General features: G+C 71.7%; 23 protein-coding genes. 14 read left to right on the plus strand and 9 right to left on the minus strand.

Features of this window, described 5'->3' with window-relative positions; translation table 11 throughout:
- Window positions 1-4: 4 nt before the first annotated feature.
- The gene (locus tag MRBLWO14_RS12975; RefSeq protein WP_341933574.1) at window positions 5-691 is read right to left on the minus strand and encodes an HAD family phosphatase; all 687 of its coding nucleotides are present in this window, start codon (window positions 689-691) and stop codon (window positions 5-7) included.
- A 250-nt stretch (window positions 692-941) separates the two neighbouring features.
- Here MRBLWO14_RS12975 and MRBLWO14_RS12980 point away from each other — a divergent pair, with 250 nt between their 5' ends.
- Entirely contained in the window at window positions 942-1,688 is a 747-nt protein-coding gene (locus tag MRBLWO14_RS12980) for a GntR family transcriptional regulator (protein WP_341933575.1), read from the plus strand.
- 7 nt (window positions 1,689-1,695) lie between these two features.
- Here MRBLWO14_RS12980 and MRBLWO14_RS12985 read toward each other — a convergent pair whose 3' ends face one another.
- The gene (locus MRBLWO14_RS12985; RefSeq protein ID WP_341933576.1) at window positions 1,696-6,435 is read right to left on the minus strand and encodes an ATP-dependent helicase; all 4,740 of its coding nucleotides are present in this window, start codon (window positions 6,433-6,435) and stop codon (window positions 1,696-1,698) included.
- A 69-nt stretch (window positions 6,436-6,504) separates the two neighbouring features.
- On the opposite strand from MRBLWO14_RS12985, the gene MRBLWO14_RS12990 reads away from it, so the two are divergent.
- Window positions 6,505-6,915: a DUF6157 family protein gene (locus tag MRBLWO14_RS12990; RefSeq protein ID WP_341933577.1), complete on the plus strand. Its 411-nt coding sequence runs from the start codon at window positions 6,505-6,507 to the stop codon at window positions 6,913-6,915.
- Window positions 6,916-6,936: 21 nt separating this feature from the next.
- Here the strand turns inward: MRBLWO14_RS12990 and MRBLWO14_RS12995 are convergent, their stop codons facing one another.
- The gene (locus tag MRBLWO14_RS12995; RefSeq protein WP_341933578.1) at window positions 6,937-8,535 is read right to left on the minus strand and encodes an ABC-F family ATP-binding cassette domain-containing protein; all 1,599 of its coding nucleotides are present in this window, start codon (window positions 8,533-8,535) and stop codon (window positions 6,937-6,939) included.
- Window positions 8,536-8,865: 330 nt separating this feature from the next.
- Between MRBLWO14_RS12995 and MRBLWO14_RS13000 the strand changes: the two genes are divergently transcribed.
- Window positions 8,866-9,129, plus strand: a complete 264-nt coding sequence (locus tag MRBLWO14_RS13000) for a hypothetical protein (protein WP_341933579.1) — start codon at window positions 8,866-8,868, stop codon at window positions 9,127-9,129.
- Here MRBLWO14_RS13000 and MRBLWO14_RS13005 read toward each other — a convergent pair.
- Window positions 9,126-9,788, minus strand: a complete 663-nt coding sequence (locus MRBLWO14_RS13005; protein ID WP_341933580.1) for an alpha/beta fold hydrolase — start codon at window positions 9,786-9,788, stop codon at window positions 9,126-9,128. The two genes, MRBLWO14_RS13000 and MRBLWO14_RS13005, sit on opposite strands and share 4 nt — an antisense overlap.
- Before the next feature lie 94 nt (window positions 9,789-9,882).
- Between MRBLWO14_RS13005 and MRBLWO14_RS13010 the strand changes: the two genes are divergently transcribed.
- Complete coding sequence (locus MRBLWO14_RS13010; RefSeq protein ID WP_341933581.1) at window positions 9,883-10,485, plus strand: NUDIX hydrolase family protein; 603 nt, start codon at window positions 9,883-9,885, stop codon at window positions 10,483-10,485.
- 39 nt (window positions 10,486-10,524) lie between these two features.
- Here the strand turns inward: MRBLWO14_RS13010 and MRBLWO14_RS13015 are convergent, their stop codons facing one another.
- Window positions 10,525-11,592 (minus strand): low specificity L-threonine aldolase, encoded by a 1,068-nt coding sequence (locus MRBLWO14_RS13015; RefSeq protein ID WP_341933582.1) that lies wholly within the window; start codon window positions 11,590-11,592, stop codon window positions 10,525-10,527.
- A 68-nt stretch (window positions 11,593-11,660) separates the two neighbouring features.
- Between MRBLWO14_RS13015 and MRBLWO14_RS13020 the strand changes: the two genes are divergently transcribed.
- A complete protein-coding gene (locus MRBLWO14_RS13020; RefSeq protein WP_341933583.1) occupies window positions 11,661-13,229 on the plus strand; it encodes an MFS transporter in 1,569 nt (522 codons plus the stop codon).
- Window positions 13,230-13,284: 55 nt separating this feature from the next.
- Complete coding sequence (locus MRBLWO14_RS13025) at window positions 13,285-13,854, plus strand: GNAT family N-acetyltransferase (protein WP_341933584.1); 570 nt, start codon at window positions 13,285-13,287, stop codon at window positions 13,852-13,854.
- Window positions 13,855-13,943: 89 nt separating this feature from the next.
- Here MRBLWO14_RS13025 and MRBLWO14_RS13030 read toward each other — a convergent pair whose 3' ends face one another.
- Window positions 13,944-14,582 carry an SDR family NAD(P)-dependent oxidoreductase gene (locus tag MRBLWO14_RS13030; RefSeq protein ID WP_341933585.1) on the minus strand — a complete coding sequence of 213 codons (639 nt, stop codon included), beginning with the start codon at window positions 14,580-14,582 and terminating at the stop codon, window positions 13,944-13,946.
- A 129-nt stretch (window positions 14,583-14,711) separates the two neighbouring features.
- Window positions 14,712-16,142, minus strand: coding sequence for a DUF6421 family protein (locus tag MRBLWO14_RS13035; RefSeq protein ID WP_341933586.1), 1,431 nt, complete (start codon window positions 16,140-16,142; stop codon window positions 14,712-14,714).
- 71 nt (window positions 16,143-16,213) lie between these two features.
- Here MRBLWO14_RS13035 and MRBLWO14_RS13040 point away from each other — a divergent pair, with 71 nt between their 5' ends.
- Genes MRBLWO14_RS13040 through MRBLWO14_RS13050 form a run of 3 tightly spaced genes read left to right on the plus strand, consistent with a single transcriptional unit; the run spans window position 16,214 to window position 18,007 of the window.
- The gene (locus tag MRBLWO14_RS13040; protein WP_341933587.1) at window positions 16,214-16,669 is read left to right on the plus strand and encodes an Lrp/AsnC family transcriptional regulator; all 456 of its coding nucleotides are present in this window, start codon (window positions 16,214-16,216) and stop codon (window positions 16,667-16,669) included.
- A gap of 54 nt (window positions 16,670-16,723) precedes the next feature.
- A complete protein-coding gene (locus tag MRBLWO14_RS13045) occupies window positions 16,724-17,014 on the plus strand; it encodes a DUF4287 domain-containing protein (RefSeq protein ID WP_341933588.1) in 291 nt (96 codons plus the stop codon).
- A 36-nt stretch (window positions 17,015-17,050) separates the two neighbouring features.
- Window positions 17,051-18,007, plus strand: coding sequence for a 1,4-dihydroxy-2-naphthoate polyprenyltransferase (locus MRBLWO14_RS13050; protein ID WP_341933589.1), 957 nt, complete (start codon window positions 17,051-17,053; stop codon window positions 18,005-18,007).
- 21 nt (window positions 18,008-18,028) lie between these two features.
- Here the strand turns inward: MRBLWO14_RS13050 and MRBLWO14_RS13055 are convergent, their stop codons facing one another.
- Together MRBLWO14_RS13055 and MRBLWO14_RS13060 are read right to left on the minus strand one after the other, a co-directional pair.
- Window positions 18,029-18,325 (minus strand): DUF4229 domain-containing protein, encoded by a 297-nt coding sequence (locus MRBLWO14_RS13055; protein WP_341933590.1) that lies wholly within the window; start codon window positions 18,323-18,325, stop codon window positions 18,029-18,031.
- Between the two features lie 61 nt (window positions 18,326-18,386).
- Window positions 18,387-19,274 carry a hypothetical protein gene (locus MRBLWO14_RS13060; RefSeq protein WP_341933591.1) on the minus strand — a complete coding sequence of 296 codons (888 nt, stop codon included), beginning with the start codon at window positions 19,272-19,274 and terminating at the stop codon, window positions 18,387-18,389.
- Window positions 19,275-19,385: 111 nt separating this feature from the next.
- Between MRBLWO14_RS13060 and MRBLWO14_RS13065 the strand changes: the two genes are divergently transcribed.
- The 5 genes from MRBLWO14_RS13065 to MRBLWO14_RS13085 all read left to right on the plus strand — a co-directional run bounded on the left by MRBLWO14_RS13065 (window position 19,386) and on the right by MRBLWO14_RS13085 (window position 25,262).
- Window positions 19,386-20,396 carry a glycosyltransferase family 2 protein gene (locus MRBLWO14_RS13065; RefSeq protein ID WP_341933592.1) on the plus strand — a complete coding sequence of 337 codons (1,011 nt, stop codon included), beginning with the start codon at window positions 19,386-19,388 and terminating at the stop codon, window positions 20,394-20,396.
- Window positions 20,393-21,730 (plus strand): polysialyltransferase family glycosyltransferase, encoded by a 1,338-nt coding sequence (locus tag MRBLWO14_RS13070; RefSeq protein WP_341933593.1) that lies wholly within the window; start codon window positions 20,393-20,395, stop codon window positions 21,728-21,730. The genes MRBLWO14_RS13065 and MRBLWO14_RS13070 overlap by 4 nt, the downstream gene beginning before the upstream one ends.
- 2 nt (window positions 21,731-21,732) lie before the next feature.
- Complete coding sequence (locus MRBLWO14_RS13075; RefSeq protein ID WP_341933594.1) at window positions 21,733-22,896, plus strand: acylneuraminate cytidylyltransferase; 1,164 nt, start codon at window positions 21,733-21,735, stop codon at window positions 22,894-22,896.
- Between the two features lie 84 nt (window positions 22,897-22,980).
- The gene (locus MRBLWO14_RS13080; protein ID WP_341933595.1) at window positions 22,981-23,853 is read left to right on the plus strand and encodes an N-acetylneuraminate synthase family protein; all 873 of its coding nucleotides are present in this window, start codon (window positions 22,981-22,983) and stop codon (window positions 23,851-23,853) included.
- Complete coding sequence (locus tag MRBLWO14_RS13085; RefSeq protein ID WP_341933596.1) at window positions 23,850-25,262, plus strand: DUF6716 putative glycosyltransferase; 1,413 nt, start codon at window positions 23,850-23,852, stop codon at window positions 25,260-25,262. Before MRBLWO14_RS13080 ends, MRBLWO14_RS13085 begins: the two co-directional genes overlap by 4 nt.
- The last annotated feature ends 15 nt before the right edge of the window (window positions 25,263-25,277 follow it).

Raw genomic sequence — 25,277 nt, forward strand, 5'->3', positions numbered from 1 at the left:
CAGCCTAGGAGACGGGCGTTCCCACGATCGCGAGCAGGGTCGTCACGCCGACCTCCGCGAGGGATGCCGCACGGTGCACCCCCGGCGGCACGACGCGGTCGAGATCTCCGACGACGAGCGTCGGGCAGCCGGCGGCGACGGCGGCCGCGGCGCCCACCGCCGAGTCCTCGAGCACGAGACAGCGCTCCGGCGGCATCCCCAGGGCGCTCGCGCCGAGCAGGTAGGGGTCGGGTGCGGGCTTCGTGCGCGGGGTGTCGTCGGCGGTGATCGACGCACGGAAGGGCGACAGGTCGACCTGCTGCGCGAAATGCTCCACCCAGTGCCGCGGCGACGAGGTCACGAGCGCCAGCGCGATGCCGGCCGCCGCGAGCTCCGCCAGCAGCCGCCGTGCGCCGGGGAGCCAGGAGACCTCGTCTCCGTAGGCCGCCAGTGCTCGGCGGTCGAGCGCGTGCGCGACGGCGTCGACGTCGGACCGCAGGTCCAGCCGATCGCGCAGCAGCGCGGCGGTGCGGACGAGGTCGAGCCCTTCGGATGCCGCGACGAGGTCCTCGGCATCCGCTCTCTCGCGTCCCGACGGCAGGTGATCGTGCACGAACCGCTCGACCACACGGAGCCAGGTGCTCTCGGTGTCGAGGAGCGTGCCGTCCATGTCGCTCAGCACGGCCCATCCGGCAGAGTGCTCGCCCGACATCATCCTCCTCCGGTCGCGTCGATCCCGACCGGACCGCCGACTCCATCCGCTCGCGAGGAGGAGGCCGCGCCGGGGCGCTCCGGCGAACGGCGGGTGAACGGCAGGGAGACGGAGAGGGAAACCCTCCGAACAGGTGCGTGCACGTGTGCACGTCTCGGCCCTGAGCCGCGGGGCGGAGTGCGAACGCGGGGTTACGCTGACGCCTGATGCGCTGGAACCCGAGCCCGGCGACGCGAGAGGGGAGCGAGCCGTGCACCGGTACCGCGAGATCGCCCGCGACCTGACGATCCGGATCGCCGACGGCGACTTCGACGCCACCGGCATGCTGCCCGCGGAGGCCCAGCTCGCCGAGACCTTCGCGGTGTCGCGCGGCACGGTGCGCAACGCGCTCGTGCTCATGGCGCGGCAGGGTGCGATCGCACCGCGCCGCGGATCGGGGTGGCTGGTGCGCACGGCCGCCCTGAGCCAGAGGTTCTCGGAAGTGCGGTCGTTCGCGCAGTGGGCGCGCAGCAGGGGCATGGAACCGGGCGGACGGGTCGTGGCACAGCAGCGCCGTCCTGCGACGCCCACGGAGTTGCGCACGCTGCGCGGGCACGGCGGCGGGAACGGCCAGACCGAGGTGCTGGAGGTCGTGCGGCTGCGGACCCTGAACGGGCGCGTCGTGATGCTGGAGCGCACGGCGTATCCGCCGTGGATCGCGCCCCTGATCGAGGCGCTGCCCGCGGACGAGCCCTCTGTCGTCGGCGCCCTGGAGTCGCAGCACGGTGTGCGCATGGTGCACGGAGAGCATTCGATAGACGCGATCGCCGCGCCCAGCGAGGACGCACGGCTGCTCGACGTGCGGCGGTCGAGTCCGCTGCTGCGGGTGCGACGGGTGAGCTATGCGGCCGACGGCCGGGCGATCGAGACCGGGGACGACCGATACCTCCCCGACGTCATGTCGTTCCAGGTGCAGGCGTCGCTGCAGGGCACGTCGCTGACGCGGCGACCTGGCTGAGGGCGGCTCAGATCGCCTTGCGCAGCGAGTAACCGCGCGGGGTGGCGACGAAGCCCGCCTCCTGCAGGGCGGTGGCGAGCGCCGTGCCGTAGACGCCGTCTCCGTCGACCTTCTCGACCGTGAGGGTGTCGAGGCGGCGGGCGCGCGATGTCGCGGCCAGGTCGGCGGCGGCAGCGCGCAGCACGTCGGGGTCGTCGCTGAACGACAGGACCGTCTTGCCGCCGCGCTCGAGGTACAGCACGAGCGAGCCGTCGACGAGAACGACGAGGCCGCCGGCCTTGCGACCCGGTCGGTGCGACACGTCGGCCCGCTTGGGCCAGCCGAGCGCGGCGCCGTACGGGTTCGCCGGGTCGGTCGCCGCGAGGGTCGACGCGGTGAGAGGCGGCGGGTCGGCGAGGCCGGCGAAGGTGCGGAGCCGGTCGACGGTCGCGGAGGCCGCGAACTGGGCGGCGCCGAGCTTCTCGATCACGTACCCTCGGCGGCAGTGACCGGCCTCCTCGAATCCCGCCAGCACCCGGTAGGTCTGGGCGAAACCGCCGGGAACGCCCTCGCTCTGCACGGCGCCCCTCGTCACGACGCCGTAGCGGTCGAGCAGGAGCCCCGCGGTGACGGTCGCGCGGCGCGCGGCATCCGTCTCGATCGTCGGCAGGAGCGACCAGCGCCCGCCGCTCGATGCCGGTCGCGGCGTCGAGCGGGCGAGAGACATGCCCCGGTACGCGCGGGTGCGCGGGGCGCGGCGCGTCACCCGGTGGGCCTGCGAGCCGCCGGCGAGCAGCGACCGGATGGGAGCGAACGTGTCGTTGGTGACCCGCCCCGACCAGGTGAGCGACCAGAGGGCTTCGAGCACGGACTGCTCGTTCTCGGCCCCCGCCATGTCGCGGAGCTGCGAGGCGAAGTACGCGCCTCCCGCGCTGAGGGCGTCGAGCACCCGAGCTTCGAGGGAATCCGCGGCGATCTCGTCGTCGGGCTCGGGGAGCGTGAACGGCGCGAGGTCGGCGGGGTGCAGCGACACCCACCCGTCGCGACCCGGGAGGGTGCCGTGGCCCGACCAGATCACCTCGCCCGCCGCAGTGAGCTCGTCGAGCAGGGCGGGGGAGTAGTCGCGCACCCGGGAGGGGAGCACGAGGGACTCCCAGGCGCTCGCGGGCACCGGCACTCCGGCGAACTGCTCGATCACCGTGAGCACCCCGTCGAGGCCCTCCGCAGGGCGGTTGAGGTGCTGCCAGTCCGGGAGGAAGCGCGCGTACGCCTCGGGGGAGACCGGTTCGACGCTGCCGCGGATCGCGGCGAGCGAGCGCATGCGCAGCCGCCGCAGCACCTCGGTGTCGCACCACTCCATCTCGGTGCCGGTGCCGGACGCCTCCGGCAGGAAGTAGCCGCTCGTCAGACGTCCGGCGTGCTCGAGCCGCTGCAGGGTGTGCCGGGCGACCGCGGCTCCGATGCCGAGGCGGGCGGCGAGGGCGTCCGTCGTGAAGGGGCCATGGGTGCGGGCGTACCGGGCGACGAGGTCGCCGAGCGGGTCGGCGAGCGGTTCGAGGAAGGCGACGGGGATGCCGGTGGGCAGCGCCGCGCCGAGCGCGTCGCGCAGTCTGCCGGCGTCTTCGATCCCCGCGATGCGGGTCGCGCCGGCGATGGTCACGGGGATCGCGCGTCGCGCGGCGACGAGGGCATCGAGGTGCGCGGCGGCCTCCTCCCGCGTCGCGTGCGCGGGCTCCCGCGTCGCAGGGGCGGCGGGGGCAGTCTCTGCTGTCGCGGTCGCTGTCTCCGTCGCGGGTTCGAGACGGAGGGCCACCTCATCGGCATCCATCGGTCCGAGCATCCGCAGCAGGTCGGCGACGCCCTCGAGGCCGCGCACGCGACGCTCGGGGTCGAGGCGCTGCGCTTCGCGTTCGAACTGCGCGATGACGGCGGGGTCGAGCAGTTCGCGCAGCTCGACCGTGCCCAGCAGTTCGCCGAGCAGCGCCGGGTCGACCGACAGTGCGGCGGCGCGGCGTTCGGCGAGCGGCGAGTCGCCCTCGTACATGAACGCGCCGACGTAGCCGAACAGCAGGTCGCGGGCGTAGGGGGAGGGCTGGCCGGGCTGGGTCTCGACGAGACGGATGCTGCGGTCGGCGATCGAGGTGGCGAGACGGCGCAGCGAGGGCAGGTCGTAGACGTCCTGCAGCACCTCGCGGAGGGTCTCGAGGATGACCGGGAAGGTCGGATGCCGGCGTGCCACCTCGAGCAGCTGGGCCGACCGCTGCCGCTGCTGCCACAGCGGCGTGCGGCGGTTGGGGTTCGTGCGGGGCATGAGCAGCGCGCGCGCCGCGCACTCGCGGAAACGGGAGGCGAACAGCGCGGAGCCGCCGACCTCCTGCGTGACGAGCTGTTCGAGCTCGTCGGGGTCGAACACGAACAGCTCGGCACCCGGCGGCTCTGACTCGGCGTCGGGAAGCCGGACGATGATGCCGTCGTCGCTCGCGACCGCCGACCCCTCGACCCCCAGGCGCTCGCGGACGCGGGCGTTGATCGCGAGCGCCCACGGCGCGTGCACCTTCATGCCGTACGGCGAGTGCAGGATGACGCGCCAGTCGCCGACCTCGTCGTGACCGCGCTCGACCGTGAGCGTGCGGTCGGTGGGGAGCGTACCGGTCGCCTCGCGCTGCTCGGTGAGATGCGCCATGAGGTTGGCGCGGGCCTGCTCGTCGAGGCCGGCGTCGATCAGTCGCTGGGCGGCCTTCTCGGGGCTCGCCGACGACACTTCGCGCGAGAACCTGCCGAGCGCCTCGCCGAGCTCGAACGGGCGGCCGATGCCGTCGCCGTGCCAGAACGGCACCTTGCCCGGCTGCCCGTAGGCGGGGATCACGTTGACGCGGTCGTGCGTGATCTCGGCGATCCGCCAGCTGGTGGTGCCGAGGGTGAACACGTCCCCGACGCGGGACTCGTAGACCATCTCCTCGTCGAGCTCGCCGACACGTGCGCCGGTGCTCTCGCCCGCGACGAAGACCCCGAAGAGTCCGCGGTCGGGGATCGTGCCACCGCTCGTGACGGCGATGCGCTGCGCGCCCGGTCGACCGGTGAGCGTTCCCGCGTCGCGGTCCCACACGAGTCGCGGCCGCAGCTCGGCGAACTCGTCGGAGGGGAAGCGCCCGGCGAGCAGGTCGAGCGTCGCCTCGTACGCCGACCGGGGCAGCGATTGGAACGGGGCGGAGCGCCGGACGGTCTCGAACCACTCCTCGACGCTGATGGCGCCGAGCGCGCTCGCCGCGACGGTCTGCTGCGCGAGGATGTCGAGCGGGTTGCGCGGCACCTGGATGGCCTCGATCTTGCCCGCCAGCATCCGCTCCGTGACGATCGCGGTGTGCAGCACGTCGCCGCGGTGCTTGGGGAAGAGGGCCGCGCGGCTGATCTCGCCGACCTGGTGGCCGGCTCGGCCGACGCGCTGCAGGCCGGAGGCCGCGGACGGCGGGGCCTCGACCTGGATGACGAGGTCGACCGCGCCCATGTCGATGCCGAGCTCGAGGCTGCTCGTGGCGACGACGCAGCGCAGCACACCGGATTTCAGCTCCTCTTCGACCTGGGCGCGCTGCTCCTTCGAGACGGAGCCGTGGTGGGCCTTGGCGAGCACGGGGTCGGCGCCCGCGGTGGCACCGGCCTGCGCCATCATGCCCGCCGGGACGGTCGCCTCGGGGAGGGGGACGCCGATGCGCTCGGAGTAGATCTCGTTCAGCCGACCCGTCAGACGCTCGGCGAGGCGCCGCGAGTTGGCGAACACGATCGTCGAGCTGTTCTGCAGGATGCGGTCGACGATCGCCTCTTCGACGTGCGGCCAGATCGACCCCGTGACCTCGGTGTACTCGGCCGAGCCGTCGTCGTCGGCGGACGCGGCGGCGCCGGGCGGCGGAGGCGGGTTCGTCATGTCGTCCATGGGGACGACCACGCCGAGCTCGAAGGTCTTCGACGCCGGGGGAGCCACGATCTCGACCGGTGCCGCGCCGCCGAGGAACCGCGCGACCTCGTCGATCGGCCGCACCGTCGCCGAGAGCCCGATGCGCTGGGCGGGTTCGTCGTGGCCGTGGGTCTGGCGGAGCGCGTCGAGTCGTTCGAGGCTCACGGCGAGGTGGGCGCCGCGCTTCGTCGCGGCGACCGCGTGCACCTCGTCGATGATCACCGTGTGCACGTCGCGCAGCGTCTCGCCCGCCCGACTCGTGAGCATGAGGTACAGCGACTCGGGTGTCGTGATGAGGATGTCGGGCGGATCGGCGACGAGCTTGCGGCGGTCGCTCGACGTGGTGTCGCCGGACCGCACGCCCACCGTCACCGCGGGGGCGGACATGTTCAGCCGCCTGGCGGACTGCCCGATCCCGATGAGCGGCGACCTCAGGTTGCGCTCGACGTCGACGCCGAGCGCCTTCAGCGGGGAGATGTAGAGGATGCGGGTGCGCGACGCCTCGGCATCCCTCGGCGCCTTCTTCTTCCCTGCCGTGCCCTGCGGCTTCGTGCCCTGCGGCTGCGGGCCCCGGGGCTGCGCCGCCTCCGTCGCGATGCGCTCGCGGAACACGCTGTCGATCGCCCAGAGGAACGCCGACAGCGTCTTGCCCGAACCGGTCGGAGCGACGACGAGGGCGTGCTTGCCGGCCGAGATGGCCTCCCACGCTCCCGCCTGCGCGGGGGTGGGCGCGCTGAACGCCCCGCGGAACCAGTCCTGGGTCGCGGGGGTGAAGCGGTCGAGCACGTCGTGTGCTGAGCCCGTCGAAGCGTCGCTCATCTCTCCATCATCACCCGGGCCACCGACATCGGCTTCCGGATTGTCCGACCCCCGGAGCATGCTGTAGGCATGGCGTCGCACACCACCGATTACCGCTCCACGTTCATCGAGGTCGCCGAGGACTGCCCGACGGACCATGCGCAGGAGCCGCCCGCGGGCGACAAGCCCACGATCGCCGCGCTGCACTATCGGCTGATCACCGAGAAGCCGTACGGGCGCACGTCCGACGACGTGATCTTCGCCACCCATGCGCTGCGACAGGGCATCGACCCCGACGACGAGGCCGCGCGGGAGGCCTTCTTCGCGAAGGGGCAGCCGTGCCTGCGCTCCTCTCCCCTGGGCAAGCGCTACGGCTGGGGCATCGACCACGACGCGGAGGGGCGCGTCGCCCTCGTGGCGCGCGAGTCCGAGGAGTATGCGCTCCGCGCCGCCGACCCCGCGCTCGCCCACACGAAGGCGATGCGGAGCCGGCGGGCCTGAGCGCGGGCGTCGCGCTCCGCGTCACTCGACCTGCTGCAGCATCCCGTCCCCGGTGATCTCGAGCGTGAGGTCGAGGTCCAGCCGTGCGAGGAACGCGTCGTCGTGACTCACGACGAGCACCGCGCCCCGGTACGCCTTCAGGGCCTCGACGAGCTGGTCGACGGTGTCGATGTCGAGGTTGTTCGTCGGCTCGTCGAGCAGCACGAGGTGCGGGGCGGGGTCGCAGAGCAGCAGCTTCGCGAGCGCGACGCGGAACCGTTCGCCGCCCGACAGCGCGGCCACCGCACGGTCGGCCGTCGCTCCGCGGATCAGAAACCGGGCCAGTCGGTTGCGCAGCTCCTTCTCGGGAACGTGCGGTGCGGCATCCGCGATGTTCTCGAACACCGACCGCGTCTCGTCGAGCCCGTCGACCCGCTGCGGCAGGTACCCGACGCGATCCGTCAGCGGTAGTGCCGTCAGCGGCTCCCGCACGCGGTGGTGCACGAGATCCTCGAGCAACGTCGTCTTGCCGGCGCCGTTCCGTCCGATCACCGCGACCCGTTCCGGGCCCTGCACGACCCAGGAGCGCTCGCCGTCGCCGATCTCGACGATGCGGCGGGTGCGCGACACCTGCGGATCCGGCAGCTCGATCTTCATCGACGCGTCGGAGCGGATGCGCCGCCCCGCCTCGTCGAGCGATGCCCTGGCCGCTTCCTCCTTCGCACCGACCTCGGTGCGAAGTCGACCGGCCGACACCTCGGCGGCCATCCGCCGACCGTGCGCGATGATCTTCGGCACCCGCTTCTCGATCTCCGCCTTCTTGGCGGTGCGAGCACGGTGCGCGAGCTTGACCTCCGCCTCGATGCGCTGGCGCTTCTCCTTGCGGAACTCCTGCTTCGCGGTCGCCTCGGCCTGCCGCGCGGCCTCCTGCTCGGCGTCCAACCAGGCGCGCCACTCGGAGTACGGTCCGCCGAACACGCTGAGCGTCTGCGCGTAGAGCTCGGCCGTGTCGTCCATGAGCTCGAGCAGCGACAGGTCGTGGCTCACGACGATGAGCGTGCCCTTCCAGGCGCGCACCATCGCGGCGAGCCTCGTCCTCGCCTCCCGGTCGAGGTTGTTGGTCGGCTCGTCGAGCAGCGTGATCGGCGCTCGACGCAGACGGATGCCGGCGATCGCGACGAGCACGGCCTCCCCTCCGGACAGCTCCCCGACGCGTCGGTCGAGGAACTCGGGCGCGAGTCCTGCATCGGCGAGAGCCACCTCGGCGCGCGCCTCGATGTCCCAGTCGTCGCCGACCGCATCGAAACGGGCCTGGTCGACGTCGCCGGCGCTGATCGCGCGCACCGCGTCGAGTGCTTCCGCGACGCCCAGCAGATCGGCTACGCGGCGGTCGACGTCGAGGGTGAGCTGCTGCGGCAGGTACGCGACCTCGCCTGTCGTCGAGATGGTCCCGGACGTCGGTTCGAGCTCTCCGGCCATCAGCCGCAGCAGTGTGGACTTGCCTGCGCCGTTGCGGCCGACGAGGCCGGTGCGGCCCGATCCGAAGGAGCCCGACACGGAGTCGAGCGCCGTCGAGCCGTCGGGCCAGGTGAAGGTCACGCGGTCGAGCGTGACGGATGCGTGAAGGGTGGGGGTGGTCATGGGGTCTCCTGTCGAGTGCGGGGTGCACTGACACCGGGTCGCCCTGCTCCCGGAACGGGATCCCCGAGGGGAGACCGCGAGGAGCGGCGTCCGTCGGAACGACGGAGGGCGATGGTCGGCCGTGGAGTCGGCGATCGTCGGGTCAGCGCGCGGATGAGAGAGCGCGGAGGCGACGATTCAGATCAAAGGACTTCCAGACACGGCGGACAGGACTCCCCGACGATACCCGGGCGTGTCGCGACGGCGCAACCCCGGGCGTGTCGCACCGGCCCGACCGGCGTCCTTCGGACGGGGGATGCCGGATGTCAGCGAGGTCCGTACCGTGGAGGCATGGCAGATCGCGAACCCAGTCCTCAGGAGATGCGCACCCGACTCGGCCTCGGCGCCGGTCTCGCGGTCGGCATGGGCATCGGGGTCGCACTCGGCGTCTCCCTCGACAACTGGATCCTCGGGATCAGCATCGGCGTGATCATCGGCCTGTCGCTCTCGGTCGCGATCGGCCAGGCGCCCTGGGGGCGCCGGAGGGCGCCGGCCGACGATCCGGTCGGCGACGCCGACGATCGGACGGAAAGCGAGGATCCGACCCCGCGCTAAGCGCCCGCTGTCCGTGTGCGGTCGACCCACTTGTCGAGGAAGGTGCGCACGTCGCCGAGCTCGTCCTCCGAGATGCTGTGCGTGAGCCCCGTGTACACGCGCCCCGACAGCTCGGAGTGCGCGGGCAGCCACTCGGCCGTGTGCGCGACGAGGGCGGCGGGGACGACGTCGTCGTTCGTCCCCCGCCCCCAGAACACCGGCGGCCGGAGCTCGGCGAGCTCGACGTCGCGAGGCAGCTCGCCCGGGGCGGCGTAACCGCTCAGCGCCACCACGGCGTCGACCTTCTCGGGCGCGAGACGCAGCGCCTGCAGAGCGACGGCGGCGCCCTGCGAGAAGCCCAGGAGGGCGACGGATGCGGCATCCTTCCGCTCCGACCCGAGCCAGTGCAGGAACGCCTGCGCGGCCGCGGTGACAGCGGTCGAACTGCGGCCGTCGAGACCCTCGATCGGGTACCAGGAGCGGCCGGGCATCGGCCACGGCGGCGCCAGCGGGGCGGCGACGGATGCCACGGCGATGCCTTCGGGCAGATACGGCACCAGCCCGAAGAGGTCGTGCTCGTCGGCGCCGTAGCCGTGCAGCAGCACGAGCAGCGGCGCATCCGTTCTCTCGCCCGTCGACCAGCGCGTGAGTGCGCCGTCGAGCCTCAGTTCCTCGCTCACCCCTCCATCCTGCCAGCGGGGTCCGACGTCGGCGCGGGCGGCTGCATGCCGGTCGTCACTGTCCGCCCGTGGAGGCGGCTGGTAGAAAGGACACATGGCCGTCCGCACACCTGATCCCGAACCAGAACCCAACGACGGCATCGGCGGGTTCGGCGACGCGAAGCCCCCGGCGCCCGACGCGAACCCCGGGTGGCTGAGCGAGTTCGAGCTGGAGGAGGCGCGCCGTCGCCTGCCCATGCTCTACGTCGAGGCCATCCCCGTACGCACCGACGGATCGGGTCAGGTCACCGAGATCGGCATCCTGCTCCGGTCCACTCCGCTCGGCGAGATCACCCGCACGATAGTCTCCGGTCGGGTGCGGTTCGGCGAGACGATCCGGGACGCGCTGTTCCGTCACGTCGAGAACGATCTCGGACCCATGGCCTTCCCGCTGCTGCCGCCGCAGCCGCTGCCGTTCACGGTCGCCGAGTACTTCCCGATCCCCGGCGTGAGCGCCTATCACGACGACCGCCAGCACGCGGTCTCGCTCGCCTTCGTCGTGCCGGTGACGGGCACGTGCGAGCCGCGTCAGGATGCGCTCGAAGTGACCTGGTTCTCGCCCGAGGCGGCGGGCTCCGACGCCGTCGCCGCCGAGATGGAGGGCGGCCGCGGCACCCTCATCCGCCAGGCGCTCGCGAACCTCGGCCTGCTGCGCTGACCGGTCCGCCCCGACCCGCGCCGCGCTCCTGCGCCGCGCTCAGGCGGTGGTGAGACGCGCGAGCTCGGCGACGAACGCGTCGACGTCGGCCTCCTCGGTGTCGAAGCCGCACATCCATCGGACCTCGTTGCGCGCGGCATCCCAGTCGTAGAAGCGGAAGCTCTCCCGCAGGCTGTCCGCGATGCCGTCGGGCAGGGCCGCGAAGACGCCGTTCGCCTGGGTCGGCTGCGTGAAGGCCACGCCGGCGATCGATCCGTCGGCGATGCCCGCCTCGATGGAGCCGCGCAGGCGCTGCGCCATCGCGTTCGCGTGCCGGGCGTTGCGCAGCCACAGGTCGCCGTCGAGCAGCGCGATCAGCTGTGCCGACACGAAGCGCATCTTCGACGACAGCTGCATGTTGAACTTGCGCGAGTACGTGAGTCCGGTCGACGCCTCGGGGTTCAGCACCACGATGGCCTCGCCGAGCATGGCGCCGTTCTTCGTGCCGCCGAAGCTCAGCACGTCGACTCCCGCGTCGCGGGTGAAGGCGCGCAACGGCAGGTCGAGCGCGGCCGCGGCGTTCGAGATGCGGGCGCCGTCGAGGTGCAGCGTCATTCCCCGCTCGTGGGCGTGGTCGGCCAGGGCGCGGATCTCGTCGACCGTGTACAGGGTGCCCAGCTCGGTCGACTGCGTGATCGACACCACGAGCGGCTGCGCGCGGTGCTCGTCGCCCCAGCCCCAGGCCTCGCGGTCGACGAGCTCGGGGGTGAGCTTGCCGTCGTCGGTGGGCACGGCGAGGATCTTGAACCCGCCGATGCGCTCGGGAGCACCGCCCTCGTCGACGTTGATGTGGGCGGAGGATGCCGCGATCACGGCGCCCCAGCGCGGCAGCATCGACTGCAGCGCTGTGACGTTGGCCCCGGTGCCGTTGAAGACGGGGAAGGCCTCGACGCCCTCGCCGAAGTGGGAGCGGAAGACCTCCTGCAGACGCTCGGTGTAGGCGTCCTCGCCGTAGGCGATCTGGTGCCCGCCGTTGGCCTCCGCGATGGCCGCGAGGACCTCGGGGTGGACGCCGGAGTAGTTGTCGCTGGCGAAGCCGCGGATCGCGGGATCATGCTGAATGCTCACCGGTCAAGCCTAATCGGCGCCGCAGATGCCCCTACCCAATGTCGGAGGGTAGTCCTACCCTCGGAGCCATGGAACGCACAGCCGCCCAGCGGGCCTTCGCGAACGTTCTCGTCGACACGCTCATCGCCAACGTGACGACGAGCTTCCTCTGGTTCGCGCTCACGTTCTGGGTCTACATCGAGACCCAGTCGGTGCTGGCCACGGGCATCATCGGCGGTGCGTACATGCTGTTCATCGCGTTCTTCGCGATGATCTTCGGCACCATCGTCGACCGGCACCGCAAGCACACGGTCATGCTGCTGTCGAGCGTGATCTCCGCCGCGGCGTTCCTGGTCGCCGGCGTGCTCTACGTCTGGCAGCCGGAGTCCGCCCTGCTCGACCTCGGCGGGCCGTGGTTCTGGATGTTCTCGCTCGTGATCCTCTTCGGCGGCGTGATCGAGCAACTGCGCAACATCGCGCTGTCCACGACCGTGACGCTGCTGGTGCCGGAGGAGCGGCGGGCCAACGCCAACGGGCTCGTCGGCACGGTGCAGGGCCTGGCCTTCCTCGTCACGAGCGTGTTCTCCGGGCTCTCGATCGGATTCCTCGGCATGGGGTGGACCCTCGGCATCGCGATCGTGGCCATGGTTCTGACCTTCGTGCATCTGCTGTTCATCCGCATCCCCGAGGGGGCGCCCCAGCCCGATCCGAACGCGCCGAGCGCGCTCGACTTCCGCGGCAGCGTGGCGGCGATCAGGCTCGCCCCCGGGCTCTTCGCGTTGATCGTCTTCTCGACCTTCAACAACCTCATCGGCGGCGTCTACATGGCGCTCATGGACCCGTACGGGCTCACGCTGTTCGACGCGCAGATGTGGGGCTTCGCGCTCGCGTTCTCGTCGACGGGCTTCATCATCGGCGGGGCGCTGGTGGCGAAGTTCGGTCTCGGCGCGAAACCCATGCGCACGCTGCTGCTCGTGGTCATCGCGATGGGGCTGCTGGGCTCGCTCTTCATGCTGCGCGAGTGGTGGCCGCTGTACGTGCTGGGCATGTGGGTGTACATGGCTCTCGTCCCGCCTGCAGAGGCGGCCGAGCAGACGGTGATCCAGAAGGTGGTCAGGTACGACCGACAGGGGCGCGTGTTCGGGGTCGCGGCGGCCATGGAGGCGGCGGCAGCGCCGATCACGGCGTTCCTCATCGCCCCGATCGCGGAGTTCCTGATCATCCCGTATATGGACTCGTCCGCCGGTCAGCGCCAGTGGGGGTGGCTGCTGGGAGAAGGCGACGCACGCGGCATCGCCCTGATCTGTCTCTTCGCCGGACTGATCATGGTCGTCGTGGGCGGCCTCGCCTTCCTCACGAAGTCGTACCGCAGGCTGACCGACCTCTATGCGAACGCTCCGGAGCAGGATCCCCAGGGCGATGCGAGCCACGACGCTGATGCGGGGGAGACGACGACGGACGGGGACGCCACGGATGCCCGGGCGTCGATGGATGCCGGTGGCTCGACGGATGCCGGTGGCTTTACGGGTGCCGGTGACTTGGCCGATGCCGGTGGCTTGGCCGAGACCGGAGCCCTCGTCGACCCCGTGTCAGCGCGGGGAGGGCGCGCCTCGGCCGAGGACGCGGTCCCTCCGGAGCGGGACCGTGGCGCGGACTGAGCTGAGGGAACACGGGGACGGCAAGGCACCGGAGCCCTTCCCCGGCCTTCGGATCGTGCCGGCGAACGAGGCGCGCTGGGATGACCTGCAGACGATCCTCACCGGCACCGCCGGTCGCTGCCAGTGCGAACGGCAGCGGCTGGGCGACGGCGACTGGTGGCATATGCCGGTCGAGGAGCGCCGAGACCTGCTGCGCAGCGAAGCGCACTGCGACGACCCGCGCGCGACCGAGACCATCGGCCTCATCGCCTATCTCGATGCCGAGCCGGTCGCCTGGTGCGCGGTCGACCGGCGCAGCGTCTACGGGCGACTGCGCGGCTCGTCGGTGCCGTGGAAGGGGCGCGACGAAGACGCAGGCGATGAGCGGGTGTGGGCGGTGGTCTGCCTGATCGTCCGACCCGGATTCCGCGGTCGCGGCCTCACGCACCCCCTCGTCGCCGCGGCTGTCGAGCACGCACGCGAACGGGGAGCCTCAGTGATCGAGGGATACCCGATGCTCACGGGCGGGTCGACCGTGTCTTGGGGTGAGATGAACGTCGGATCGGTCGGGGCGTTCACGGCGGCGGGCTTCGTCGAGGTGAGCCATCCCACCACGCGCCGCGTCGTCATGCGCCGCGAGTTCTGACGGCGACGGCACCGCGACATCATCCCCGGGTGCGGCGGGGTGCGGCGGGGTGCGGCGGGGTGAGGCGAGGTGCGGCGGGGTGCGGCGGCTCAGAGCTCGATGATCCGGTCGTTCAGGGCGTCGGCCTCGGCATCCCACAGGGCGGTCACGGCCGGCGCCAGCGCGTCCGCATCCAGCGCCTTCGCCCGGAAGATCACGGAGGCGGCGCGCAGAGGCCCCCCGGCATCGCGCGCCGCCTTCGTGAACCCCTGCGCCACCGCGCGTCCCCAGGCTTCACTCGCGGCCTTGACCGCGACATAGTTCGCTCCCCCGGCGAGCGGGCGGGCCACGGCCGTCGACGACACGAGCGCGAAGCGGCCGGCATCCGACTCCCTCAGCAGCCCGTCGAACGCGCGACTCGTGGCCCGCACCGCCTCGAAAGCGGGCAGGAGCGCGTGCAGATCCTCGTCCGACTGCCCGGCCAGGCCGCCGCCCCCGCGCCAGCCGCCCACGAGCGGGATCACACCGTCGACGGCCTCCAGGCCCGACGCGAGTCCGCTCATCTCCGTCAGGGACGTGGCGTCCGCGACCACGGTCTCGGCGCCCCGCTCCCGCAGCGGCGCGAGCCGGTCATCCGATCGACCGGTCGCGATCACGCGGGCACCCGCTGCGACGAGCGACGTCGCCACCGCGAGGCCCGACGCACTCGTGGCTCCGGCCAGGACGATGGTGCGGCCATCGACGCTCATGTGATTCCCTTCGCGGACGGTCGATTTCGGCGGTGATGAGCAGGTTCTGCGGCCATCCTGGGACGAGATGGCCGCAGAACCTGCGTTCGGCCGCAGAAAGCGCGCCGATTCCCGACAGAGGACTCCGACTCAGACGTCGGCGCCGCGGATGCCGACCGTCGACTCGATGACGGGCTTCATCTTCTTGTCGAGGGCCTCGAAGAACATCGACAGCGGGAACTCGTCGTCGAGCACGGCATCCGTGTAGCCCTTGGGCGCGCCGGCCAGGATCTCGTCCGGCAGTCCACGCGCCCACTGCGACGCCGGGTTCGGGGTGAGCACCGAACGCACGAGGTCGTAGGCCGCGAGCCAGTGCGCGGTCTTCGGGCGGTCGATCGACCGCCAGTACAGCTCGTCGATCGCGTCGCCGAGGGCGACGACCGCGTCGGGCACGGCATCCCAGTCGAACGCGAGGGCCGTGTCGGTCCAGTGCAGAACGCCGCGCTGGTGCAGCCACGCGAACAGCAGCTGCCCGCCGAGGCCGTCGTAGTTGCGCACTCGCGATCCCGTGATCGCGAAGCGGAAGATCCGGTCGAAGATCACCGCGTACTGCACGAGGTCGGCGTGCTCGAGCATCTCCCGCTCGGCGGCGGTGACCTCGTCGCCCGCGTCCACCCGCGCCGACAGGCTGCGCTGGATCTTCACCGACTCGCGGAACGCGGTCAGGTCGCACCGCAGCTCTTCGAGCGAGTACAGGAAGAACGGCATGCGCTGCTTGATCATGAACGGATCGAACGGCAGGTCGCCGCGCATGTGGGTGCGGTCGTGGATGATGTCCCACATCACGAACGCGCGCTCGGTGAGGGCCTGGTCGTCGAGCATCGCGGCAGCGCGCTCGGGCAGGTCGAGCTTCGTGATCTCGGCGGCGGCACGCGTGACGCGGCGGTACCGGGCCGCCTCGCGGTCCTGGAAGATCGCACCCCAGGTGAACGAGGGGATCTCCCGCATCGCGACGGTCTCGGGGAACAGCACGGCCGAGTTCGTGTCGTATCCCGGGGTGAAGTCGACCAGACGCAGCGAGACGAACAGCTTGTTGCCGTAATCGCCTGCTTCGAGGGCGGCGATGAACTCCGGCCAGATGGTCTCGACGATGAGCGCCTCGACGAGCCGCTCGCTCGAGCCGTTCTGCGTGTACATCGGGAAGACGACGAGATGACGGATGCCGTCGACGCGGTGCTGCTGCGGCTGGAACGCGTTCAGCGAGTCCAGGAAGTCGGGGGTGCCGAAGTCAGAGGCGGACCAGCGCTCGAAGTCGACGACGGAGGCCGCGAGGTACTCGGCGTCGTGCGGGAAGGCCGGAGCCAGCGCGCGGATGGCGGCGGTGATCGCGGAGACGAGGTCGCGGGCGGCGGCGTGGTGCGCGGCATCCGGGATCGAGCCGTCCTTCACCTGCATCTCGCGGATCGCGATGGCCGCCTCCTTGAGCTGCGCCCAGGCGGCGGACTGCTCGGCGGTCGACGCGTCCTCCACGACCTCTGGCTCGCCGACGATGGCCTGAGAGTTCAGGGTAGGAGTGGACATGGAACCTCCGATCGGGGCAACAGGCGGAAAAATTCCGGTCATTACGGAATCCTGACGATAATCTTACATCTATGGATGATTCTGTCGATCGCGCGATCCTGGCCGAGATCTCTCGAGACGGGCGCGCGACGCTCGCCCAGCTGTCGGAGACGGTGGGCCTGTCGGTGTCCGCCGTCCAGTCCCGGCTCCGCCGCCTCGAGACCCGCGGCGTCATCACCGGATACCGCGCCGTGCTCGATCCGGAGCAGGTCGGTGCTCCGCTGTCGGCGTTCATCGAGATCACGCCGCTCGACCCAGCCCAGCCCGACGACGCTCCGGAGCTGCTCGAACACCTCACGGCGATCGAGGCCTGCCACTCCATCGCGGGCGACGCCAGCTACATGCTGTTCGTGCGCGTGGCGACTCCGCGCGACCTGGAGGAGCTCGTACGCGACATCCGCCTCGCCGCGAACGTCAACACCCGCACGACCGTGGTGCTGCAGACCTACTACGAGCACCGGCCGATCGTCACGGTCGCGGCGGGATAGTGCGCGGCTGTCGCGGCGCGGTACTGTGACCGCAACCGACGCTCAGGAGCACGCATGTCATTCCAGGCCTATCTCGACAAGGTCGAGGCCCAGACCGGCCTCACCCCTCGTCAGTTCATCGAACTCGCGCGGGAGAAGGGGTTCGACGAGACGACGAAGTCCACCGTCGTCCTGAACTGGCTGAAAGAGGAGTACTCCCTCGGCCATGGGCACGCCCAGGCCATGGTGCACGTCATCCTCAAGGGACCGAAGATCAGCGACAAGCACGTCGGCACGGGCGGAGCGCACGCCGACAAGAGCGACACGCTGTGGCTCGACGGCAAGGACTCGAACCCGAATCCGTGAGAGGGCGGGAAAGCCGCGGCCAGTAGGATTCCCTCCGTGGCAGCATCCTCCCAGCGCAAGAAGAAGACCCGGTCCGGAACGAGCGGCAACCCCGCGAAGAAGCCGATCGTCGAGGCCGGCCCCATCACCGCGCGCGACTGGATCGGCGCGGCGCGGCTGCGCACCCTTCCGCTGGCGATCGCCCCGGTCGTGATCGGCACCGGTGCCGCCCGCAGCACCGGGCCGGAGTTCCACTGGGTCATCGCCCTCGCCTGCCTCGCGGTCGCCGTGCTGCTGCAGATCGGCGTGAACTTCACGAACGACTACAGCGACGGCATCCGCGGCACCGACGCCGTGCGCGTCGGACCCGCCCGCCTCACGGCCTCCGGCCGCGTGAAGCCTCGCACCGTGCTGATCATCGGCCTCGTCTTCTTCGCGCTCGCCGCGGCCGTCGGCGTCGCGATCGTGATCCGCACGGAGCAGTGGTGGATGCTGGCGGTCGGCGCCGCGTGCATCGTCGCCGCCTGGTTCTACACCGGCGGCAAGCGCCCCTACGGCTACTTCGGTCTCGGCGAGGTCTTCGTCTTCGTGTTCTTCGGTCTGGTGGCGACCCTCGGCACGACCTGGGTGCAGGTGTTCGAGCTGCCGCAGCAGGCCTGGCTCGGAGCCATCGCCGCCGGACTCTTCGCCTGCGCGGTGCTGCTCGCGAACAACCTCCGCGACATCGATCAGGACCGCGTGGTCGGCAAGCGCACGCTCACCGTGCTGATCGGCCGTCGCCCCACCCAGGTGCTGTTCACGCTGTTCGTGCTGGCGCCCTTCGGCATCCTGATCTTCCTCGCACTGCTGTACCCGATCGCGTGGATCGGCCTGCTCGCTCTCCTCGCGGGGCTCCCGGCGATCCTCATCGTGTGGACGTACCGGCAGCCGAAGGAGCTCGTTATCGCTCTCGCGCTCACGTCGCTGACGGCGCTGCTCTACGCGGGCGCGCTGTTCTGGGCCTTCGCCGGCTGAGGCCGATCCGGGGGCGCGGCGTCAGGCGCGGTCGGTGTCGTCGGTCCGAGCGTCGATCGCGGCATCCTCGACGTCGGCATCGGCCTGCCCGGCCACCGGGCGTCCCTCGCGGCGCTCGTGGATGCGTGCAGACGCGTCCGACAGCGGCGCGCGCAGGAAGATCATCGAGATGCTGGCCCCGATGAGCGCGGCGAAGATCGCGGCGAGCCACCAGAACTCGCGGAAGATCGGGAAGAAGAACCACATCACGGCGAGCGGGACGAGGAACGCCAGCAGCCGCAGCACGGTGTAGACGAGGAGGGGTGCAGGCTTCTTCACCAGGACAGTCTACGTTCGGGTGCCGATCAGCCGGCTGAGAGCGACCGGCGGCAGTGCGGCCTCAGAGGCCGAGTGAGGAGAGCGGGATGCCGCGCACGACGCGTCGCCACGGGTGCTCGCCGAGCGTCCACAGGTAGCCGGCGTCGAGGTCGAGGGCGAGGTCCTCGCACCCGACCGGCAGCGGGACGGGGCTGCGCTCGAGGGCGTCGCGCCGGCCGGTCCAGAGGGCGCCGGGGCGGAGCAGGTCGGACTGCGACACGAAGTGTCGCTCGCCCCAGCGCACGGCGCCCTGCATGCGCGGGATGCCGTGGGCTGTGCGCTCGATCTCGGTGAAGCGTCCCTCGCCGGAGTCGGGGAGCGCGAACTCGCCGATCCGGCCGTCGTCATCCTTCCGGTACTCGCCGATCAGCACGCGCGGCAGCGGCGCCCCGTCGGCGTCGAACACGCGGCCGATGTACGAGCACCGCAGCGCGACCGGGTGTACGCGGGTGCGCACCGCGACCAGAGCGGTGACGCGCGGACCGCGCCGTGTCGACCCGGCCAGGCGTCGAGCGAGGGCGCCGCGCACCCGGCGGACCCGCGAGAGGTCGAACTCCCAGATGCCGTCGCGGGTGGCGGCGACGAACAACCGGTCGTCGAACCACGCCAGCCCTCCGGCGTGGATGGGCGCCGGCTGCAGCTCGCCGTCCTCCTCGACCGCGAGCAGCACGTCGAGGTGACGGGAGCGGTCGAGATCGACCAGGGCGACGCGGGAAGCGAGGTGATGCCCGTCGAGGCGCTGGCGGAACCAGCTGACCGCGAGAGTGCGCCGTCCGTGCCACACGCCGAGATCGATGCCCTGCGGGTACCAGCGTCTGGTCCACGAGCGGGCGGTCAGCCAGTGCAGGTCGACCGCGTCGCGACGCTTCTGCCGCACGGGGCGCCAGGTGGTTCCGAACGGCCAGAGCATCCTCCCATCGTCGTCGATCCCTCCCTCGGGCGCGAATGCGTCAGGGCGCGTCGCACGAGGTCACCGCCCGTTCACCTGGGCGTCGCCGCCCGGCAACGAGCGCCTGCGACCATGCCGGGACCGTCCACCACCGGGAGCTCCGTGCGCACACCGCTCGTCACCGTCATCCTGCCCGCGAAAGACGCGGGAGCGTTCATCGGCACCACGCTCGAGACGCTGACCCGGCAGTTCGACGACCCGGCGGCTCTGCAGCTCGTGGCGATCGACGACGGTTCCCGCGACGATACCGGCGCGATCATGCGCACCTACGCGGAACGGCTGCCGCACGCCACGGTGATCTTCAACCCGCGCCCCCGCGGCCTGGCGAGCGCGCGCAACCAGGGTCTCGCGGAGGTCGAGGGGGAGGCGTTCTGCTTTCTCGACGGCGACGACTGGATGCAGCCGCGCCGCCTCGATGTGCTCTCCCGCCGTCTGCGGGATCTCGACTGCGACTTCGTGCGCACCGACCACGTGACTGTCCGGGACGGCGCGCGGGCTCTCGTGCGGGCGCCGCATCCGTGGCGTGAGCGTGTGGTGTCGCCGCGCGACGCGATCCTCCCCGAAGACGAACCCACCATGGTCGACTACCCGTTCGCGTGGGCGGGGATGCTGCACCGCCGCGTGCTCGACGAGGGCATCGCCGGTTTCACGCCCGGCCTTTTCACCGCCGAGGACCGCCCGTGGATCTGGCGGCTGCACCTGTCGGCGAGATCGTTCGCGGTCGTCGACGCCCCGGCGCTGCTCTACCGCCGGGGCGTCTCGACCTCGCTCACCCAGGTGCGCGATCGTCGACAGCTCGACTTCGTCGCGGCGATGCGCGAGGTGATCGACATCGTCGAGGCGGATGCCGAGGCCGACCGCTTCCTGCCGAAGGCGGTGTGGACGGTGCTCGCGCTCAGCTCCCGCCACCTCGTGCGGGCGCGGCGGATGACGCCGGCGCTGCGTGCGGAGATGCGCTCCGGCATCCGCGATCTGCTGGGTCGTCTCCCGTCCGGCGAGACCGAGGCCGTGCTCGCCCGTCTCGACGGGCCGCGGCGCCGCGTCCTCGCACCGCTGCTGCGGGCGGTGGAGCGCACGGCATGACCCAGCTCTTCGCGCTGCACAGCGCGTACGCGCTCGCGACGGCGGCGGCAGCGATCGACGGCGGGCTGCTCGGTGACGGCGGCGACCGCGTCCTCGTGCCGTTCGTGTCGTCGCGCGTGCCGGAGACCACCGTCGGCATCGGGGCCGACCCGTCGCTCGCGCGTCTGCGCACCCGCTTCGACCGGGTCGAGGACCTCGACGCGCTGTTGGGGCCGCTGCACCCGAGTTCGTGGGCCCCCGAGCCGGCCGATCTCGTCGTGCTCGAGCGGCTGATCACGCGGGCGTGGGATCTCGGCGACGATCTGGAGCTCTTCGTGCAGAGCCCGCAGGTCGCCCCGGCGCTGACCCTCATGAGTCTGTTCCCCCGGGCGAGGATCACGATCGTGGGCGACGGGCTCATGACCTACTCGCCGATGCGGATCAGGCTCCCGCACACGATCGCAGCGCGGATCGGCCGCGTCGTGCACGCCGACGTCGTGGAGGGAGTCACGCCTCTCGTCGGCTCTCCTGGCGCGGAGCTCGTGCCCGTGCCGCCCGCGCTGTTCCGGCAGGCGCTGCTCGAGGCGTCCCCGGGGGAGGACCCGCCGCTCGGCGACGGACCGGTCGTGCTCGTGCTCGGCCAGTATCTCGCCGCCCTCGGCCTCGTGTCCGACAGCGAGGAGGTCGCGCTGCAGCGCGACATGATCGACCTCGCCGCGAACCGGCACGCGCAGCGCATCGTCTTCAAACCGCACCCCTCGGCGCCGCCGCGCGTGACCGACGCGCTGCGCGAACGAGCCGGGCTCCACGGGCTCGACCTCGTCGAGTACCGCGGCCCGCTCTCGGCCGAGGTGCTCGCGGAGCGGCTCGACGCGCAGGCCGTGATCGCCGGCTTCTCGACGGCCCTGCCCACCGTGCGCGCCCTCTTCGACCGCGACATCGACGCGGTTGGCACGGACGCCGTGCTGCGCCGCCTCACCCCGTTCGAGAACAGCAACCGCATCCCGGCGACCATCGTCGACGTGCTCACGCGCCACGACTCGGCCTACCGGGAGCCCGCGCAGCTGCAGCTGCTGATCGATGCCGTGGGCTATGCGATGCAGCCGATCGTGGCCGCGCATCTGCGTCCGCGCGCAGAGGCGTTGCTGCGCAGCATCCGGCCCGCCGACCGCGACCGTTACTTCTCGCCGCAGCGACTCGCCGAGCTGCGGCTGCCGGGGGCTCCGGCGCCGACCCTGACCGACCGCGCGCTGCGCCCCGCCGGCGGGATCGGGCGCGTGGAGGAGCTGCGGCTCACCGCGCTCGGCGCGCGACGCCGCATCAGACGGGCGTGGCGCGCCCTGAGAGGACGATGACGATGGACTCCCCGACGGCAACCCGCACGGTCGCGATCATCCCCGCCCGAGGCGGGTCGAAGGGCGTGCCCCGCAAGAACGTGCAGCGCGTGGGCGGAGTGCCGCTCATCGCACGCGCGGTGCGGTCGGCGCTCGCCGCCGACGGGATCGACCTCGTCGCGGTCACGACCGACGACGCAGAGATCGCGGCGGTAGCCGCTGCCGCGGGCGCGCTCGTGGTGCGGAGACCCGACGAGCTCTCGGGCGACACCGCCTCATCCGAGAGCGCGATCCTGCACGCACTCGACGAGATCGAGGCCGTCGGGGAGCCGGTCGACGTCGTCGCCTTCCTGCAGGCGACATCGCCCTTCATCCCCTCGGCGGCGCTCGCCGAGGCCGTGCGCGAGGTGCGCGAGGACCGTGCCGACAGCGTGTTCTCGGCCTTCGAGACCTACGGCTTCCTCTGGGGACGCACGGGTGACGACGCCGCGGTCGCGCTCAACCACGAGGCGGGCCACCGTCCGCGGAGGCAGGACCGCGACCCCCACTACCTCGAGACGGGCGCGTTCTACGTCTTCCGCGCGGACGGATTCCGCGAAGCGCAGCACCGGTTCTTCGGACGCATCCGCATCGCCGAGGTGCCCGAGTGGTCGGCGATCGAGATCGACGACCGGCATCAGCTCGAGATCGCCAGGGCGCTCGCCCCACTGCACGGGACGCCGGAGCGCATCCCCGTGCGCGCAGTCGTCACCGACTTCGACGGCGTGCACACCGACGACACCGCGAGCGTCGACGCCGACGGGGTCGAGCGGGTACGCGTGAGCCGCGAGGACGGGATGGGGGTGTCGCTGCTGCGCGCGGCCGGCGTCCCGATGCTCATCCTCTCCACCGAGGTCAATGCGGTCGTGCGTGCCAGGGCCGAGAAGCTCAGGGTGCCCGTGCTGCACGGCATCGACGACAAGGAGTCGGCGCTGCGCGGGTGGGCGGAGGAGAACGCGATCGACCTCGACGAGATCGCCTACCTCGGGAACGACGTCAACGACCTGCCGGCGATGCGCATCGTCGGGTGGCCCATCGCGGTCGCCGACGCGCACCCGCGCGTGCGGGCCGAGGCGCGGGTCGTGCTGACGCGGCGGGGCGGTCGCGGCGCCGTGCGCGAGCTCGTCGAACGGGTGTTGCCCGCCTGACGGGAGCCGGTAACCCTCCTGTCGCGCGGTGTTCACCCCCGGCGCGTACTCAGGAGGGAAGGCCATTCGACGACCGGAGGAACCATGACTGTCAGCATCGGATCGCACGTCATCGGAGGCGGTCGTCCCGCCTACGTCATCGCCGAGATCGGCCTCAACCACAACGGCGACGTCGACATCGCGAAGCGGCTGATCGACGTGGCGGCGAAGGCGGGTGCCGACGCGGTGAAGTTCCAGAAGCGCACCCCCGAGATCTCGACGCCCGAGCACATGCGCGACGTGATGCGCGAGACGCCGTGGGGCACCATGACCTACTTCGAGTACCGGCACCGCATCGAGTTCGGTCGTGCCGAGTACGTCGAGATCGGCGACCACGCGACGATGCTCGGTCTCGACTGGTTCGCCTCGCCGTGGGACGTGCCGAGCGTGGAGTTCCTCGAAGACCTGAACGTGGTCGCCCACAAGGTCGCGTCAGCGAGCCTCACCGACACCGAGCTGCTCGTCGCGCTGCGCGAGACCGGCAAGCCGATCATCCTCTCCACGGGCATGTCGACCATGGAGCAGATCGACCGCGCGCTCGACACCCTCGGCACCGACCGGGTCGTTCTGCTGCACGCCACGTCGACGTACCCGCTGGAGCCCGAAGAGGCCAACCTCCGCATGATCTCGACGCTGCGCGATCGCTACGCCGGCGTGCCGGTGGGCTATTCGGGCCACGAGCGCGGGCTGCAGATCTCGCTCGCCGCCGTCGCGCTCGGCGCCGTCGCCGTCGAGAGGCACATCACGCTCGACCGCACGATGTGGGGCTCCGACCACGCGGCATCCCTCGAGCCCACCGGGCTGGAGCACCTCGTGCGCGACATCCGCGTGATCGAGAAGGCCCTCGGCGACGGCGTCAAGCGCGTGTTCGACAGCGAGCGCGCTCCCATGGCCAAGCTCCGCCGCATCCCGGCATGAGCGCAGCCGCGGGTAGGGGCGGGGACTCTCTCCGCGTCGTCGCGATCGCCGACGCCGACTCCTTCGTGAAGTGGGCGGCGTCGCTGCTCGGCGGTGTGGACGGCATCCGTCGCCATCTCCTCATCGTGCGCACACCGCTCACCGCCAGCGTCGCGCAGCAGCGCACGGCCCTGGCGGGCACCGGGATGCAGGAGCGCGACGTCACACGCCTCGGTTTCGCCGCCGTGCAGGCGTGGCTCGAGGGGCAGCGCCCCGACGTGGTGCTGCTGGCGGGCCGCGGGCCGTTCGTCCGGCTCCTCGGCCGCGTGATCGATCGGCTCACCCGCCGGCCCGTGGTGGTGGCAGGGCTTCCCGGGATGGCGATCCCGGCGCAGCGCGGTGCGCTCGACTACCGCCGTCACGCCGACCTGCTCGTCGTGCACTCCCACCGCGAGGAGCGCGCGTTCGCCGAGCTCGGGCGGCTCATCGGAGTCGACGTGCCGACGGCGCTCGCGACGCTGCCCTTCGCACAGCCCCGATCTCGGATGCTGGCGCTCGACCGGGCACGGGCGCTCGCCGCCGGCACGGCGCGGCCGGGGACCACCCTGCTCGCGGAGCGGCCGAGTGCACACGAACCCCGCGCCAAGCGCGAGCCGGCCACCGACATCGTCTTCGCGGCGCAGGCGCTCGTGCCGACCGCCCGCGAGGAGCGCGCCGAGATCACCGCGACCCTCGTGCGAGCCGCCGAAGCCGACCCCGACCGTCGCGTGGTCGTGAAGCTGCGCTCGCGGCCCGGCGAGTCCGAGACGCACGTCGAACGCGACCCCTATCTCGACCTGCTGCCCGACCGCAGGCCCGACAACCTCGTGGTGTCGTACGACTCGATGGGCGCAGCCCTGTCGACCGCAGCCGGTCTCGTGACCGTGAGCTCGACCGCGGCCGTCGAGGCGGTCGCGCTCGGCATCCCCGTCATCGCCCTCGACTCGTTCGGGGTGAGCAAGACCCTCCTCAACACGGTGTTCGTCGGCAGCGGTCTGCTCGGCGGACGCGGCGAGGTCGTCGCGGGCAGGTTCCGGCATCCGCTCCCCGCGTGGTTGCGCGACAACTACTTCCACCCCCCGGCAGAGTCGACCTGGTGGAGCCGGGTCGAGGAGCTCGTCGCGAGGCGGCGTGCGGGCCGCCTGCCGGCCCGCACCGTGCCGGCGCCGCGCGGGGGAGCGCTGCACGAAGCATGGCATCGCGCGAGCGTGCTCGGGCGGCACGACCGCACACTCAGCGGTGCTGCCGCGTTGGCGATCGGGGTGCCCGCGACGGCGGCTCTCGGTCGGGTGCGCCGCGGACGAGTGACATCGGACGGCGGCACCTGGGCCGACGCGACGACCGACTTCACCCTCGAACCGAATCCCTTCCACGACTCGATCCGGCGCTGACCCGGCGCCGCCCGG

The sequence above is a fragment of the Microbacterium sp. LWO14-1.2 genome (genome assembly GCF_038397715.1).
Classification (GTDB): Bacteria; Actinomycetota; Actinomycetes; order Actinomycetales; family Microbacteriaceae; genus Microbacterium.

Coding starts and splice junctions, on each gene's coding strand:
- MRBLWO14_RS13080 (WP_341933595.1), top strand. CDS start 22,981: ATGACTGTCAGCATCGGATCGCACGTCATCGGAGGCGGTCGTCCCGCC.
- MRBLWO14_RS13075 (WP_341933594.1), top strand. CDS start 21,733: ATGGACTCCCCGACGGCAACCCGCACGGTCGCGATCATCCCCGCCCGA.
- MRBLWO14_RS13030 (WP_341933585.1), bottom strand. CDS start 14,582: ATGAGCGTCGATGGCCGCACCATCGTCCTGGCCGGAGCCACGAGTGCG.
- MRBLWO14_RS13085 (WP_341933596.1), top strand. CDS start 23,850: ATGAGCGCAGCCGCGGGTAGGGGCGGGGACTCTCTCCGCGTCGTCGCG.
- MRBLWO14_RS12975 (WP_341933574.1), bottom strand. CDS start 691: ATGTCGGGCGAGCACTCTGCCGGATGGGCCGTGCTGAGCGACATGGAC.
- MRBLWO14_RS12990 (WP_341933577.1), top strand. CDS start 6,505: ATGGCGTCGCACACCACCGATTACCGCTCCACGTTCATCGAGGTCGCC.
- MRBLWO14_RS13035 (WP_341933586.1), bottom strand. CDS start 16,142: ATGTCCACTCCTACCCTGAACTCTCAGGCCATCGTCGGCGAGCCAGAG.
- MRBLWO14_RS13000 (WP_341933579.1), top strand. CDS start 8,866: ATGGCAGATCGCGAACCCAGTCCTCAGGAGATGCGCACCCGACTCGGC.
- MRBLWO14_RS12985 (WP_341933576.1), bottom strand. CDS start 6,435: ATGAGCGACGCTTCGACGGGCTCAGCACACGACGTGCTCGACCGCTTC.
- MRBLWO14_RS13060 (WP_341933591.1), bottom strand. CDS start 19,274: ATGCTCTGGCCGTTCGGAACCACCTGGCGCCCCGTGCGGCAGAAGCGT.
- MRBLWO14_RS13010 (WP_341933581.1), top strand. CDS start 9,883: ATGGCCGTCCGCACACCTGATCCCGAACCAGAACCCAACGACGGCATC.
- MRBLWO14_RS12995 (WP_341933578.1), bottom strand. CDS start 8,535: ATGACCACCCCCACCCTTCACGCATCCGTCACGCTCGACCGCGTGACC.
- MRBLWO14_RS13040 (WP_341933587.1), top strand. CDS start 16,214: ATGGATGATTCTGTCGATCGCGCGATCCTGGCCGAGATCTCTCGAGAC.
- MRBLWO14_RS13045 (WP_341933588.1), top strand. CDS start 16,724: ATGTCATTCCAGGCCTATCTCGACAAGGTCGAGGCCCAGACCGGCCTC.
- MRBLWO14_RS13070 (WP_341933593.1), top strand. CDS start 20,393: ATGACCCAGCTCTTCGCGCTGCACAGCGCGTACGCGCTCGCGACGGCG.
- MRBLWO14_RS13020 (WP_341933583.1), top strand. CDS start 11,661: ATGGAACGCACAGCCGCCCAGCGGGCCTTCGCGAACGTTCTCGTCGAC.
- MRBLWO14_RS13065 (WP_341933592.1), top strand. CDS start 19,386: ATGCCGGGACCGTCCACCACCGGGAGCTCCGTGCGCACACCGCTCGTC.